Source organism: Rhodococcus sp. UFZ-B548, assembly GCF_903819475.1.
Classification (GTDB): domain Bacteria; phylum Actinomycetota; class Actinomycetes; order Mycobacteriales; family Mycobacteriaceae; genus Rhodococcus_F; species Rhodococcus_F erythropolis.
Genome location: NZ_CAIJDS010000003.1, coordinates 40,280 through 56,852, shown reverse-complemented (window position 1 = coordinate 56,852; position 16,573 = coordinate 40,280). Strand labels below are relative to the sequence as shown.

Genomic DNA, 16,573 nt, shown 5'->3' with positions numbered 1-16,573 from the left:
CGCACCGACTAGATCCGCACCGACTACTGCGCTGCCATCGAGCTGGCGATCATCGGCCACGAATTGTGGAGGTCGTCCTGCCAGTAACCCCACGAGTGGGTTCCGCTCGGCTTGAAGTCGAAGGTCGCGGGGATGCCCAGTGCGTTCAGTCGGTCCGCCAATCCGTGTGTGCACCCGTTGACCGCGGATTCGATGATGCCGCCGACGATGATCTGATTCAGGAGTGCTCCGGGGTTTCCGTTCACATCGGGCGCCTGAAGGTTGTCGTGCGGACCTGGCAGCCCGGATCCGGTGGAGACGTACAGTTCGGTCCCCCGCAACTTCTCCGCGTTCACGACGGGATCGTTCTCGCGCCATCCCGGACCGTCGAACGGTCCCCACATGTTTGTCGGATCAGCGCCACCCCGCGCACCGACCACCAGTCGCACGTAGTCCTGACCCGGCTGGGTGGAAGTCTCCGCGCACCCGCTGTAGGCCCCGACACTCCGATACAGCCCTGGGGCTGAGATCGCGAGATTGAGTACCGAGGTCGCGGTCATCGAGATCGCCGCGATGGAGTTGACCCCGTTGGTACCGAACTGCGCATCGATGACTGGCGGCAGTTCACGCGTGAGGAACGTCTGCCACTTGTTGCGTCCGAGTACGGGATCGTCCTTCTGCCAGTCGGTGTAGTAGCTGAACGCTCCTTCCAGCGGCGTCACGACGTTGACGTTCTTGTCGGCAAAGAAGTCCAGGACATCGGTCCGTCCTTCCCACGTCGCACTGTCCTCGCCACCACCGGCGCCGTTGAGCAGATACAACGTGGGCCGTGGGGCGCTCGTGTCGGCGGGGAGGATCACCTCGAGTGGAATGTCGCGGCCCATCGCATCGGAGTGGACGCTGATGGTTACGGTGCGTGCCGGATCTGCGTTCGCGGGCCAAGGCGCAAACAGCAGTGGAACCAGTGAAATTGCCAGCGCTGCTGCTACGCGTCGACGGTAGGTTCGGATACTCATCGGAGTATGCCCCCAGGTGTGCGAGTCGGATTCTCGGAGCGGATACCCGCTCGCCGCGCCTCGAACCGGCCCACCCGGACGCAACGGTTCGGGATCAACCGTGAGCGTTTGCCTCGCGCAATCGGCTGGGGGCGACCATCATGGGAGGCATGCGCTCGATTTGGAAAGGCTCGATAGCCTTCGGTCTGGTCAACGTTCCGGTCAAGGTGTACTCGGCGACCGAGGACCACGACATCCGATTTCACCAGGTCCATGCAAAAGACGGTGGCCGCATCAAGTACAACCGTGTGTGTTCCGAGTGCGGAAACACGGTTCAGTTCGCGGACATCGACAAGGCGTACGACTCGGAAGACGGATCGCGCGTCATCTTGAGCGACGAGGACTTCAACAAACTCCCGGCCGCGGAGAAGCACGAGATTCCGGTGCTGGAATTCGTGCCGAACGATCAGATCGATCCGATCTTGTTCGAGAAGAGTTACTTCCTCGAACCCGATTCGGCGTCGCCGAAGGCGTACGTCCTGCTTTCGACTGTGCTCACCGAGAGTGATCGAACGGCACTGGTGCATTTCACTCTGCGACAGAAGACGCGCCTGGCCGCGATGCGCGCTCGCGACGGCGTCCTCGTGATCCAGACGTTGCTGTGGCCCGACGAAGTTCGCGCAGCAGAGTTCCCTTCACTCGACGACGTGGAGAAGCCGAAGGCCAAGGAACTGAAGATGGCGCAGACGCTCGTCGAGAGCATGGCGGGCGATTTCGATCCGACCGAGTTCACCGACGACTACCAGCTCCAACTGCGGCAGTTGCTCGACGAGATGATCGAGAACGGCGGCAAGAAGGTCATCCCCGCCGCCGAGGTCGACCAAGAGGGCACCGATGCAGAGGTGGTCGACCTCGTTGCCGCACTGCAGCGCAGTGTGGACGAAGCGAAGTCGAACGCCTCCAAGGCCGGCTCGTCGAAGTCGACGACGCCGAGGAAGAAACGAGCCTGAGTCAGCCGCGCACGTCTTGGATCTCGATCAGAGCGTCCAACTCAGCGTCGACGTCCGGGGCCGCGTGACGACCGGTTCCGACCGCCAGGTTGATCACGGGCCCGATCGCCTCCAGACCTGCCTCGGTGAACATTTCGGCGTGTGACGTGGGCACCGGACGGTCGATGATCACCCCGGACACGAACGGTCGCCACGCCGACGCCGTTCGCAGCGGGTCGAAGGTGTCGGTCTGTGCCGAGAAGAACAGCAGATCGCCCACGAACTTGCCCGGGCGGTACCGGTGGGCAAGCTCCGCGCCTGCGGAGTATTCCTCGAACAGTCGCTCGATCCGATCGCTCGAGACCAAAGGGTGATCGCCGATGGCCTCATGCAAGAGCGCTTCGGCGTCCTCCGGTGTCAGATCACGCTCGTCGGCGTCCGGGACCGAGATCCCCAACCCGCCGATCAGTTCGGCGAGAGAAGGCTGCGCGCCCGCCATCGTCGGGTCTTCGAGAACGAAGCTGTCGAGCAGAATCAGGTCGGCGACGCTCTCACCCGCTGCTTGCAACTGCACCGCCGCCGCGTGAGCGATCAATCCCCCGATCGACCACCCCAGCAGGTGATACGGACCGTGCGGCTGAACTCCGCGAATTTCCTCGACGTACCGCGCCGCGAAATCCTCGATCAGCTCCGCCCGGAATTCGGGGTCCGTCAGAATCGGCGACTGCAGGCCGTAGAGCGGCCGGCTGGAATCGACGTACCGATCGAGTGCCCCGTAGCACCAGGCCAAACCGATGGCCGGATGGATGCAGAACAGTGGCTCGGCGCGGCCTTCCGGGCGTAGTGGCAGGACTACCGCAAGTGCGGAGGTATCCGCGTCACTTGTCATAACTGTTGCCTCGAGTTCGAAGAGTCTGCGCGCCAATGCCTCCGGTGTCGGGTCGGAGAATATCCACGCGACGGGGACGGCCATACTGGTGCGTTCCTTGATGGCAGCGACCAAACGCGTTGCCATGAGCGAGTTTCCGCCGAGTTCGAAGAAGCTCGAATCGGCGTACGTGTCTGCGTCGGCGAGATCGAGTACCTCCGCGAAAGCAGCGCAGATCGCAATCTCGTCGCTGCCTTCCGGACTGCGTCCACTCGGCGCCTCCCAGAGGGGCGCAGGCAGAGCTGCGCGATCCAGCTTGCCCGCCGGTGTGGTCGGGACTGCATCGATCGTGACAAAAGCGGACGGGATCATGTGCGCAGGTAGGGATGTGCCTGCGTGGCGTCGTAGTGCGGTGACGTCGACGTCCCCGTGTGCCGGGACGACGTACGCGACTATCCGAGCGTCGACGCCGTCGCCGACGACCACGCTCACAGCCGAATGCACGGACGCCTCCGACGCCAGCACCGCGTCGATTTCACCGAGTTCGATCCGGAACCCTCGGACCTTGACCTGGTGGTCCGCGCGTCCGAGATAGACAAGCGACCGTGCGCGATCTTCACGCACAAGATCTCCGGTGCGGTACATCCGAGAGCCTTCGGGTCCGTGCGGGTCGGCGACGAACCGCGCTGCCGTGAGCGCGGGGTTGCCGAGGTACCCGCGGGCGAGACCGTCGCCGCTGACGTAGAGCTCACCGACGACCTGTCCGGGGACCGAGTGCAGTCGGGAATCGAGAACCATCGCATCCACACCGCGGATCGGACCGCCGATCGTCACAGACTCCCCCGCGACGAGTGAATCGCTGATGGTGACTGCGACGGTGGCCTCGGTCGGGCCGTACGCGTTGAACATTCGGCGCCTCGGCGCCCACCGAGATACGAGGTCGGCGGTGCAGGCGTCGCCACCGACAACGACGGCCTCGAGATGGTCGAGACCGGCGGGATCGACAGTCGCCAGGGCGGCCGGAGTCACGAATGCATGGGTGATCGTCTGCTCGTCGAGCAGTTCGTGCAATTCGACACCGCCGAGAACCGTCGGAGGCGCAATCACCATCGTTGCGCCGGCGCCGAATGCCAGAAGGAGCTCGAGAACCGACGCGTCGAAGCTCGTCGAGGCGAAGCTCAGAGCGCGAGAGTGCGCGGTGACGCCGAAACGTTCCCGCTGTTCGTCGGCAAACGCGGCCAATCCCGCGTGAGTGACCAATACGCCCTTGGGTTTTCCGGTCGAGCCCGAGGTGTAGATCAGGTAGGCCGGGTTGTCGAACTCGAGTGGCGCGTCCGGCAGTGTCTCGGAATGGACTGCCTCGATTTCGGTGGTGAATTCGACCGCGTCGAGCTCGATCCACGACGTGGCGCCCGGAAGGCCGGCCACATACTCACCCCTGGTGATACCGAGTACCGCCCCACTGTCGGTGAGCATGTGCTCGATCCGCTCGGCGGGGTACGCCGGGTCCACGGGAAGAAACACTCCGCCGGCTTTCGCTACCGCCCAGAGCGCGATCACATAGTCGGCCGACCTCGGAAGCGCGAGTGCCACAATCATTTCCGGCGCAATCCCGCGAGCGATCAACGCAAACGCCATTGCGTCGGAGCGTCGGTCGACTTCGCCGTACGTGAGCGTGGCGGAAGCCGCGACGTCGACGATTGCCGGAGCATGCGGATCGGCCGCGCCGCGAAGCAGCAACTCCGGCAAGGTCAAAGCATCGCCGGCCGGACGTCCGGGCAACGCACGCAGGCCACGTCCCGCAAGATCCACGTCACCGACGACGGCGGAGGGCTGGGCAGTCAGTGTCTCGATGATCGTTTCCAGCATCACCGCAAACGACTCCGCCGTATCGGTGTCGAAGAGGTCCTTCGCGTATGTGAGGGAGGCCTCGTAGCCGCCGCCTTCCTCCGCGGTCTGTTCGACAACGGTGAACTGCAGGTCGTACTTGGCGATGTCCGGTGTGATCTCGTGGGCACGAACGGCAAGTCCAGGCAGGTCCCACGTCGTCGGGTGGGCGCCGTGGAACGAGATCATCGTCTGGAACACCGGATGACGGTCGGTGGTCCGGGTCGGCGCCACCACGTCCACGACCTGCTCGAACGGAATGTCCGCGTGGGCGAAGGCGTCGAGATCGACGGAGCGGACAGTACGCAGAACGTCGACGAACGTCGACCCGGGATCGACCGTCGTGCGCAGTCCGACCGTGCCCACGAACATTCCCACGAGGTCGTCGAGAACTCGGTGTCCTCGCCCGGCGACCGGAGATCCGATCACGATGTCCGTGCTTCGACTCAGCCTGGACAGCAGCACGGCATAGGCAGCGTGCAACACCATGAACGGCGTCGCCGCATTCGAGCCGGCGACCGCCTCGACCGCGATCCGGGTGTGCGCCGGAAGCGAGACCGCGGTGTGGCCGCCGCTCAACGACTGGGTGAGCGGGCGCGCTCGATCGCTCGGAAGGTCGATCAGCTCAGGTGCTCCCCGCAACGTCTCCCGCCAGTACGACGCCTGTGCCCCGAGCACGCTCTCGGATTCGTTCACAGAGCCCAGCGCTTCCCGCTGCCAGATGGCGAAGTCCGCGTAGTGCACCTCGAGCGGGGTGAACTCGGGAGCGCGTCCCGAACTTCTCGCGACGTAGGCGGTGAGCACGTCCTTCATCAACGGCGCGATCGACCATCCGTCCGCCGCGATGTGGTGGATCACGATGACAAGTGTGTGGTGCTGCGGCGTCGACTCGAGCAGGAGCGCGCGAACGGGAGCTTGGGTCGTGATGTCGAATCCACGCGACGCGAATTCTCTGGCGAGCTCTGCCGGTTCACGGGTGTCCGCATTTGCGTACTCCAGCGAGGTGAATGCATCCTGGATCACCTGGTGTGGGCCGGTGTCGGAGTCGGGGAACACCGTGCGCAGGATTTCGTGCCTTTCGATCACGTCGAGGACCGCAGCTTCGAGGGCTGGGACGTCGAGTGCACCGTCGAGGGAGATCGCGGCAGGGACGTTGTACGCGGGTGAGCCGGGATCCATCTGGTTGAGGAACCAGATGCGGGCCTGCGCGTAGGACAGCGGAACTTGCTCGGGGCGGTCGACGGCGGTGATCGGTGGTAGCGCCTTCGCCCCGGCGGATGTGTCGAGCACGGCGGCAAGTTCCCGAATTTCGGGGTGCTCGAACAGCATTCGGACAGGTACCTGCCTGCCCAACGATTCGCCCAGTCGCTGGGCAAGTCTGGTGGCGAGCAGTGAGTTGCCGCCGAGTTCGAAGAAACTGTCCGACGCACTGATCTGTTCGATACCCAGCAGTTCCGCCACGACGCCGGCAACCTGGAGTTCGGTCGCGGTGGTCAGCGGCTCGACACTCCGCTCGGACGAACGCAGTGTCGGCGCCGGCAGCGCCGATCGGTCGAGTTTCCCGACGGGGGTCAGCGGAACGTGCTCGATCGGGGTGATCGCCGACGGCACCATGAAGGCGGGCAGTGAGCGGCGCGCATGGTTCAGCAGTTCGTCCATCTCGACCGCATCGGCGCCGAGTACTACGTACGACGCCAACATCGTCTCACCGGAAGCTGCGTCGATGCCCACGGTGACCGCGAACTCGACGCCGGGGTAATCGCTGAGGACGGAGTCGATCTCGCCCAGTTCGATGCGGAATCCGCGTACTTTCACCTGGTGATCAGAGCGTCCGACGTATTCGATCGTCTCGAGCGGCGTCCACCGAACCAGGTCACCGGTCCGGTACATGCGGGCGCCGGCCGGGCCGAACGGCGCTGCCACGAATCGCGTCGCCGTCAACGCGGGTTGGTCGAGGTAGCCGCGGGCAAGTCCGAGGCCGGCGATGTAGAGCTCACCGGTGACCCCGACGGGTACCGGCTGAGCCGAGCCGTCGAGAATTACCGCGGACACGCCGCGGACGGGTCCGCCTATGCTCACGGTCTCCCCCACCGTCAGGGCATCGCTGATGCACACCATGACCGTGGTTTCCGTCGGCCCGTAACCGTTGAACAACCGGCGACCCGGTGCCCACTTGCGGACCAGTTCGGGTGAACAGGCCTCGCCGCCGACAACGATCGACTGCAAGACGTCCAGCCCGGTGGGATCGACCGAGGCCAGCGCTGCCGGCGTGATGAACGCGTGGCTCACCTGCTGATCGGTGATCAGTTTTGCGAGGTCCTCGCCGCCGTACACATCGGGAGATGCGATCACCATCGTCGCGCCCTCACCGACGGCGAGCAGCAGTTCGAGGATGGATGCGTCGAAGCTCGGTGAGGAGAAGTGCAGCGTCCTCGACTGCGCCGAGATGCCGTAGCGCGCCGTCTGCTCGGCGGCCAATGCGCTCAGGCCACGGTGAGTGACGCTGACACCCTTGGGCTTTCCCGTCGATCCGGAGGTGTAGATGATGTAGGCGAGGTTGTCGATTCGGATCGGCGCGGCAGGAACCGGCTGCCAGACACCGTCGCCGTGGATGTCGTCCATCGTCATCCACGGAACCGGACGGGGCAGTGATTCGATCACCGCATCCGTTGTCACTCCGCGAGTGGCTCCGGAGTCGGTGAGCATGTGCAGAATGCGATCGGCTGGGTACCGCGGATCGACCGGAACGAACGCGGCGCCGGTCAAGGAAACGCCCCACAACGCGACGATCGAGTCGATCGAACGCGGAATCGCTATCGCCACAATGTCTTCGGCGCCGATACCTTCTGTGGTCAAACGGCGGGCAAGCGCCGATGCACGGGCGAAGAGATCTCGGTAGAGCACGGTGGTGTCACCAGATCGAAGGGCCACCGAATCGCCTGAACGGGTGGCGGTCCGCGTCAATATTTCGGCCAAGGTGCGCGAACTGGTCCACGCCGGACCTCGTACCGGCATCAGCGACGCCCGCTCGAGGGTGCTGAGGAATTCCATGTCGTCGATTGCGGTGTCCGGGTCTGCGGCGACGGCACGGGCCACCGACTGCACACGTGCGGCGATCGTTTCCGCAGTGGAAATGTCGAAGAGCGCCTCGGCAAACCTGAGCGACCCGGTGATCTCCGCCTTCTCGGAATCGCCTGCCAGCAGGGTGAACTCGAGGTCGAACTTAGCGACGGACGGTTCGAGCGCTTGCGCCTCGAGATGGGCGTCGTGGACGGTTACCTGCGGCGAGACCACATTCTGGTGGTACGACAGCATGACCTGAAACAGCGGGTGTCGCGTAGTTGACCGGTCGAGATCGAGGGCGTCGACCAGCACCTCGAATGGCAACTCGGGGTGCGCGAAGGCGGCAAGGTCGCGTTCACGGACGACCTCGAGCAGGGAGGTGAACGACGCTCGGTGATCGACCGGTGTGCGAAGCGGTAGCGAATTGACGAACATCCCGATCAGGGAATCCAGTTCGGGTCGGCCGCGGCCTGCCACCGGAGTACCGACCACCACGTCGTCGGTAGCACCGAGACGCGCCAAAACAACCGTCAAGATCGCGTGTACGACCATGAATTGCGTCGTGCCACTGCGCCTTGCCAAGGCGGCGAGCCGCTCCCCGGTCGCCGCGTCGATGACGATCGGCACCGATCCGACGGCGGTCGTGGTGACAGATCCGCGTGGGCGATCCACCGGTAGCAGTACCTCGTCCGGGGCACCAGCCATGGCAGCGGTCCAGAAGGTCAGCTCGCGGGCAACCAGAGACTTCTGGTCGTCGATCTGCCAGAGCGAGTCTTGCTGCCACACCGCGTAGTCGGCGTACTGCACGTCGAGCGGTATGAAAACCGGGGCGTCTCCGACGACGCGTGCGGAGTACGCCGCGACGAAATCTGTCGCGAAGGGAGTCAGGGACCAGCCGTCGAAGGCGATGTGGTGGATGACGACGACCAGTACGTGAGCGAAAGTGTCCTCGCGCACCAGCATGGCCCGAATCGGCAGATCCGAACCGAGATCGAACCCACGCGCCGCGAACTCCGTCGTCGCGGATTCGATACCTTCGGATCCGCAATAGCGCTCGACGGAGAACTGCACGTCGGAAATTGCTCGGATGACCTGGCTCGGGCCGTCTGCGCTGTCGACGTAGATCGTTCGAAGCACCTCATGGCGTGCAATGACGTCCGCAAGCGCCTCCTCGAGTGCATCGCCGTGGATGTCTCCGGTGATCCGGATCGCGAACGGAATGTTGTAGACCGCGGACTGCGGGTCGAAGCGATTGACGAACCACAGCCGCTGTTGCGCAGCGGAGAGCGGTAGTCGGTCCGGGCGAGCACCGGCGCTCAGGGCAGGTCGATCGTCTGATTCTTCGGCGCTCGCCGCCAGACGTGCAGCGAGCGCTTCGACGGTCGGTGCTTCGAAGATCGAGCGCACGTCCACAGCGAGTCCCGTCGCTGCGCTCAACCGCGCGGACACCTGCGTCGCGACGAGTGAGTTGCCACCGAGATCGAAGAAGCTGTCTCCGGCCCGGACCTCGGGTACGTCGAGCAGTGAAGCGAACACGTCGGCGACGGTGCGTTCGAGCCCGGCCTCGGGTTCACGACCCGTACCGAGGACTTCGCGCGGTATCGGCGTCGGCAATGCTCTCCGATCGAGTTTGCCGACCGGAGTCAACGGAATCGCGTCGATCGGGGTGATCGATGACGGAATCATGTACCGCGGCAGCGTGTCGGCGAGTGCCGCAAAGAGCGACTCGATATCAGCGTCGCCGCTGAGCAACACGTACGACGCCAGAGTGGTGCCTGCGGCGGATTCGACGGGAATCGTCGTGGCGAAGTGAACGAGAGGGGCATCCATCAGAGCAGCGTCGATCTCGCCGAGTTCGATGCGGAACCCGCGGATCTTGAGCTGATGATCGCTGCGGCCCACGTAGCGGAGGGTCAGGTCCTTGGTCCAGCGGACCAGGTCACCGGTTCGGTACATCCGGGCACCGGGCGTCGAGTACGGATGCGCGACAAAACGATCCGACGTCAGCGCGGGACGAAGGTGGTAACCACGTGCAAGCCCCGGCCCACCGATGTACAGCTCGCCGACGCCGCCGATCGGGACCGGTTGCAGCCGAGCGTCAAGCACCACGGCGTCGATTCCGCGGATGGGACCGCCGATGGTGATCGGATCGCCCGGTGAGAGTGGGTCACTGATGGCAACCATGACAGTGGTTTCGGTCGGACCGTATCCGTTGTGCAGTCTGCGCCCGTTGCCCCAGCTCGAGACCAATTCCGGGGTGCACACGTCGCCGCCGACGACTACGCATTCCAGTGCCGTCACGCCCGCCGGATCGACGGTCGCCAGAGCAGCCGGAGTGATGAAGGCATGAGTGACCTCGCGGCTTCGGAGGAACTCGCTCAACGCCTCCCCTCCGTAGATGTCGGGAGGGGCGATCACCATCGTCGCGCCGGTCGAACCGGCGAGCAGTAGCTCGAGTACGGCGCCGTCAAAGCTCGGTGACGCAAAATGCAGAGTTCGCGACCCGGCGGTGATCCGGTACCGATCCTGTTGTTCGCGAGCGAGATTGGCCAAACCTGCGTGAGTGACGACGGTGCCCTTCGGCACTCCGGTCGAGCCGGAGGTGTAGATGACGTACGCAGCCGACGCCGCGGTGATCGACGCTGTTCTGTCAGCGTCGATCACCGCGGCGTCGGAGTAGGCGGCATATTCTGCAACCGTGTCCGCGTCGCCGAGGTCGATCCAGACTGAGACGTTCCCGCCGGTTGCCGGACCGGCCGCAACCTCGGCGGACCGAATTCCGATCCGCACACCCGAATCCTCGAGCATGTGCGCAACTCGATCTGCGGGATAACGGGGATCGACCGGGACGAAAACGCCGCCGGCTTTTGTGACCGACCAGACTGCGAGCACGGAGTCGACCGATCGGGCGACGGCCAGTGCGACCGGTGTCTCGGGGCCGACGCCCAGGTCCATGAGGTATCGAGCGATCCGATTCGATCGACGCTCCAGCTCCCCGTACGAGAGTGAGCGCTCGGAGTCTTCGAGGGCGATCGCGTCGGGATACGTCCTCGCGGTAGCCCCGAGGATCTGCGCCAGCGTCGATTCGCCCACCGAAGCCACGCCGCGCCGCGGCAATATCGCGGCACTCTCCCGGGATCCGAGTACACGAAGGTCACCAACCGGTGCAGTCGGTTCCGACACTGCCGATTCCACGAGGGTCACGAAGTTTCGCGCCAACGCTTCGACGGTCGCGTTGTCGAACAGGTCGGTGGAATAGGTGAACGTGGCATCGATTCCAGCTGCGGCCCCGGACTCGTGACGTTCGGTGACGGTGAGCTCGAGGTCGAACTTGGTCAGCCCCGTCTCGACTGCCCGCGCCGTCATCGACACCCCGGCCAGTTCGGCTGTGTGAGCCGTGGTTATCCGAGAGGTGATGGCAGCTTGAAAGACCGGATGGTGCGCAGGCGAGCGGTCCAGTTCGAGCGCGTCCACGACGACGTCGAAAGGCACGTCCGCATTGTCGAAGGCATCCACGTCGACGGCCCTGACCTGCGACAGGTGTGCGGCGAACGTCGCGTCCCGATCGACGACGGTCCGCAAGGCCAGAGTGTTGACGAACATGCCGACGAGCAGATCGAGAGATCTGTCCCCTCGTCCTGCCACCGGTGTTCCGATGACGATGTCGTCCGTGCCGCTGTACCTGGCCAGAAGCAGGGCGAAGCACGCGTGCAGGGCGATGAACGGCGTGGCGTCGTGATCGCCGGCAAGTACAACGAGCTTCTGATGAGTGGAAGCGCCAATTCTGATGTCGACTCCGGCCCCGCGCATGGTCGGGTCGAGTGGGCGCGGACGGTCCGTCGGCAGGTGGAGTTGCTCGGGCGCTCCCGCCAGCTGCTGCTTCCAGAACGCGATCTGTGAGTGGGCAAGCGAATCGGTGGATGCCGCGTCGCCGAGGTGTTCTCGGTGCCAGAGCGTGTAGTCGGCGTACTGCACCGGAAGGGGCGCCCACTGCGGGCTGTTGCCGCCGACGCGGGCGGCGTAAGCGCCGGTGAGATCAGCAGCCAACGGCGCGAGCGACCAGCCGTCGGCCACCATGTGGTGCAGAACTACGACGAGGACTGCTTGCTCGTCATCGCCGTCCTTGCCATCGCCGTCCTCATCGTCGGCGACAGTGATCAGCAGGTATCGGACCGGGCGTTCGCGGACCAGATCGAAACCCGCCGAGGAGAATTCGAAGATCACACTTTCGAGATTCTCGCGTTCCACTTCGATCGACTCGAGCCCCGCGATACCCTCGCCCAGGCCCAGAACCTTCTGCGTTGCGTTGTCCCCGATTTGAGGAAACACGGTGCGTAGTGACTCGTGACGTGTCACGACGTCCACGATCGCGGCACTCAGTGCGTCGGGATCGACGTCGCCGCGCAACGACACCGCCAACGGAATGTTGTATGCACCTGATTCCGGTGCGACGCGGTTCAGGAACCACAGTCGCTGCTGCGCGGGAGCGAGAGGTAGTACCGCCGGCCGGGCCACGACCTGGATACCGTCGGCGTCCGGGGTCTGGGCGGCACGCTCGATCGTCGCCGCGATCCCGGACACCGTGGGATGGTCGAAGAGCGCACGCAGTGGCATACGAACTCCGGTGGCTTCGGTCAAGCGCGCCACAGCCGTCGTCGCTACCAGCGAGTTTCCGCCCAAATGAAAGAAATTATCGTCGAGCCCGAGCGGTCCGCTACCCAGGATGTCAGCCAGAACCGCGGCTACCTTGCCCTCGGTCGGGGTCGTCGGGGGCCGGAAGACCCTGGTGGAGGCGAGGATCGGCGACGGCAGCGCACGCCGGTCGAGTTTTCCGTTGGTGGTCAACGGAATCGAATCGATGACCATGAAGGCATCGGGAACCATGTAGGTCGGGAGGGCTTCGGCGGCGTGCGCGCGAAGGGCTTCGGCGTCCACGGCGTCCGAAGCGGTCACATAGGTCACGAGAGCGCCGCCGGCCGGCGTCGGAGCCACGACGGTCACGGCGTCGTCGATTCCCGGCGCGCCGAGGATCACGGAGTCGATTTCGCCGAGTTCGATCCGGAATCCGCGGATCTTGACCTGCGCGTCGCCGCGTCCGAGGTACTCGAGTTGTCCAGTCGCAATCCATCGTGCGCGGTCACCGGACCGGTACAACCGTCGTCCGCCGGCATTGAACGGATCGGCAACGAACCGGCCCGCGGTGAGGTCTGGTCGGCCCAGATAGCCACGGGCGAGTTGACCGCCGGCGACATAGATCTCCCCCGCAATCCCCACCGGGACCGGGGAGAGATGCTCGTCGAGCAGGTACACACGAATTCCGTCGATCGCGTCACCGATCCGGCTGCCGGTAACCGCACTCGCGCTCGCCCGGTCGATTTCGAGATGGGTGACATGCACCGTCGTCTCGGTGATGCCGTACATGTTGACGAGTGCGGGCCCGGATTCCGTGTGATTGTCGTGATTGTCGTAGCCCGCGTGATTGTCGTACCAGCGCCCGAGGCGACGAAGATCCAAGGCTTCGCCACCGAAGATCACGTACCGGAGCCGGGTCGCCGAATCGGCCCGAAGGTCGGCTTCGATGTACTGGTAGAAGGCCGAGGGCGTCTGATTGAGCACGGTGACGCCTTCTGCGGCGACGAGCGTGCGGAAGGCATCGGGGTCGCGTGAGACTTCGTGATCGACCAGAACCAGCGTTCCACCGTGGAGCAGCGCGCCCCACAGTTCCCACACCGAGAAGTCGAAGGCGAACGAGTGGAACATCGTCCACACGTCGTTGCCGTCGAATCCGAATTCGACCTGCGTGTTCTCGAACAATCGCACCACGGTGGCGTGGGTAACCGAGACGCCCTTGGGTCGGCCCGTCGACCCCGAGGTGTAGATCACGTACGCCAGATTGTCGGCTCCGTGCCCGCGCGGGCACTCATCGGTTTCCAGACCCTCACCGGAGTACTCGTCGGAGTCGACCCCGACGACCACCACGTCAGAGTTCGGGAAGGCGGAGTTCGGGAAAGTGGAATCGGAGATGACGCACACCGGTTGCGCATCCTCGACCACGTATGCCAAACGCTCGGCGGGGTGCGCACGATCGAGTGGGAGGTATCCGCCGCCGGCCTTCACTACCGCGACAGCGGCAACGATCATGTCCACGGATTTCGGCAGCATGATTCCGACCAACGACTCGGATTGCACGCCATGCTCGACGAGCTTGCGCGCCAACTGATTCGATCGTCGATCGAGTTCGCGGTACGACACGCGCTCGCTACCTGCGACAACGGCGATCGCTTCCGGGGTCGCCCGAATGCGATCGGAAAGGATGTCGGAGAGCGTTCGGACCGGGGTAATCGGCAGAACGGGCGGCACCAGCGCCTGGCGCGCGTCCGGGCGGAGTAGATCCACTGAGCCGAGCGCCGAGTGCGGAGCACCGACCATCGCGGTCAAGATTCGTAGATAACGGTCGGCGAGGTCCTCGGCTTGCTCCTTCGTGCCGAGCCAATCCAGAACACCGGAGATCGGCTGATCGAATTCGGCATGCTCACCAGTCGGAATCGCCAGGGAGACAAACAGTTCGGGCACGGTGGCCAGATCCGATCCGATAGGCGCACCGACCATGAGCCCCGGAAATCTCGGGTGAGCATCCAGCGGCTCCTCGAAGCAGACCATCGCCCGGAACAACGGGCCCGTCTCCACCCAGCGGCCGTCACCGAGTGCGGCGGTCACCGAAGACAGAAGAATGTCTGCGTGTTCGAAAGCTTCGATTGCGACGGTGTCCACCGCACCGACCAGGTCGTTGAGCGTCATGGTGTTCGACACCGTCGAGCGAAGCACCAACTGGTTGGCGAACATCGAGACGAAATCGTCCGGGTTCGAGGCGCCGTACCCGCGGACCGAGACGCCGATCGACACCTCGTCAGCCGAACCGACGCGGCGCAGCAGTCCGGCCATCGCAGACTGGAACAGCACGAACAGACTCGTGTTCATCGTCGTCGCCATCGTCTCGAGGCGGCGGCAGAGGTCGGCCTCGATCTCGAGGGGCGTGGACGTCCGACCGGATCCGGCGACGACCGGCAAACCCAGATCCTCGGCGGGGTTCGACAATGTCGAAGACCAGTACTCGACGTTGCGGGCGTGTTGAACTTCGGCGATCCACTTCCCCGCGGCGTCCGGGTCGATGTCCATCAATCGAGTTCCCGATTCCGCAGCGCAGAACAATTCGAGGAATTCGAGGAAACGTCGGTGGTGACGCGTGATGTCCTCGTTGGTGTAGAGGTCTGGGTTCGCGGCGAAGTCGATCTGGATCTCTTCGGCTGCGGAAGTCTGATAGACGTTGACCGAGAGGTCTTCGATCGGCCCGGTCGAGATCACGTTCAGTTCGCCGTGCGCGTCCCCGAGAGTGATTCCCGAGTGGAACAGCATGAGGTTGATCAACGGCCCGTGGAAGCCGCGTCCGTCGGCGATGCTGTGATCACCGGCGTTGAGGTCGCGTCGTAGGTCCTCGTGGCGGTACTTCTGATGACGCAGTGCGCCGGTGAGTTCGATCTTCACCTCGTGCAGCAAGTCTCCCACCGCGAAGTGCGGATCGACACTCGCACGTATCGGGACGACGTTCGACATCATTCCGCCGGACCTGCGAGCAGCTTTTGTCGTCCGCCCCGAGACCGGCAAGCTGAGGACCACGTCGCGGGTCCCGGTGGCCCGGGCGAGGTAAGCCGCCAGTGCACCGATCACCACTGACGACGTAGTCACGTCGTGAGCGACGGCAAGCCTTTCGAGGGAGCTTCGCAGTTCCGTAGGTACCGTCGCCGACCGCAGGCGTGACCACGCCTGCGACGGAGCAGTCGAGGACGCGAGCGAGGTTCCGCCCGGCTTGTCGGCCATCTTGGTGTTCCAGTAGTCGCGATCGCGTTCCCACCGGGAAGAGCCCAGATAGTCGGCCTCTGCCTTCACCAACGATTGGAGGGGGGCAGTTACCGCTGGGGGAACTGGCAGATCCCGCACCGCGGCGGTGTAGATCTCGGCTGTGCGGTTCATCATCGACATCGCGCCGAAACCGTCGAGCGCCACATGATGAATACGGCTGTACCAGTAGTAATGGTCGTCGCGAAGCACCAGGACTGCCAGCCTGACCAGGCGATCGGTGAACGGATCGATGGCAGCAGTGTGCTCTTTGCGCATCCATTCTCGCGCCGCCGATTCCGGATCGGATTCGGCGCGCAGGTCGACCACGTCGAGGGAGTCGTCCATGTCGAGATCAAGCCACTGACGCGCAACCCCGTCCACCTCGACCAGGCGCAGGTATCCGGAGCCGATCTCACGGCCGGTCTGTTTACTGGCAGCGGTCAGCAGCTCGATGTCGAGCGGGCCGTCCACGTCGACGTACTGAGCGATGCTGACGGGAATCTCGGGTCGAAGCTGTTGTGCGACAAGCAGGGAAAGTTGCGCGGCAGAAAGAGGGAAGGTGAGTTCGTCGTCCGGACGAGCTGCGGAAACGATTCCTCGGTCGGGACTGCCATCCACACGAATCTCCCTCTTACAACTTGATCATGATGCAAACAGGTATATGCGTCCGCTGGACGCTTCGAACTGATCGGGGCACTTCGAAATGAGACGAATACATTGGAAAGCTCGGGTGGAAACTGGCAAATCGCCCGCCGGAGATCACATCGTGACAATCAGCTGCGATGTTACCGATCAGTCAGCTTCCAGCAAATATTCATCAAACAACCATTTGGGACTATTGTCCTGAATATCATGGCTAAAACGGCCCTATATAACAAACCGAAGCGCCGGTACCC

3 protein-coding genes are annotated in these 16,573 nt (G+C 64.2%); 1 reads left to right on the top strand and 2 read right to left on the bottom strand.

Annotated features, from left to right (window positions below; all coding sequences use genetic code 11):
• Nucleotides 1-23: 23 nt before the first annotated feature.
• On the bottom strand, nt 24-995 hold the full coding sequence (locus tag H7C86_RS04910; RefSeq protein WP_020969603.1) for an alpha/beta hydrolase family protein: 972 nt from the start codon (nt 993-995) through the stop codon (nt 24-26).
• A gap of 140 nt (nt 996-1,135) precedes the next feature.
• Here H7C86_RS04910 and H7C86_RS04905 point away from each other — a divergent pair, with 140 nt between their 5' ends.
• The gene (locus H7C86_RS04905; RefSeq protein WP_020907736.1) at nt 1,136-1,984 is read left to right on the top strand and encodes a Ku protein; all 849 of its coding nucleotides are present in this window, start codon (nt 1,136-1,138) and stop codon (nt 1,982-1,984) included.
• A 1-nt stretch (nt 1,985) separates the two neighbouring features.
• Here the strand turns inward: H7C86_RS04905 and H7C86_RS04900 are convergent, their stop codons facing one another.
• Entirely contained in the window at nt 1,986-16,295 is a 14,310-nt protein-coding gene (locus tag H7C86_RS04900; RefSeq protein WP_182261179.1) for a non-ribosomal peptide synthetase, read from the bottom strand.
• Between the last annotated feature and the right edge of the window lie 278 nt (nt 16,296-16,573).

What these genes read in the sequence shown, in the direction of transcription:
- H7C86_RS04910 (WP_020969603.1), bottom strand. Translation starts at nt 995, where the DNA reads ATGAGTATCCGAACCTACCGTCGACGCGTAGCAGCAGCGCTGGCAATT.
- H7C86_RS04905 (WP_020907736.1), top strand. Translation starts at nt 1,136, where the DNA reads ATGGGAGGCATGCGCTCGATTTGGAAAGGCTCGATAGCCTTCGGTCTG.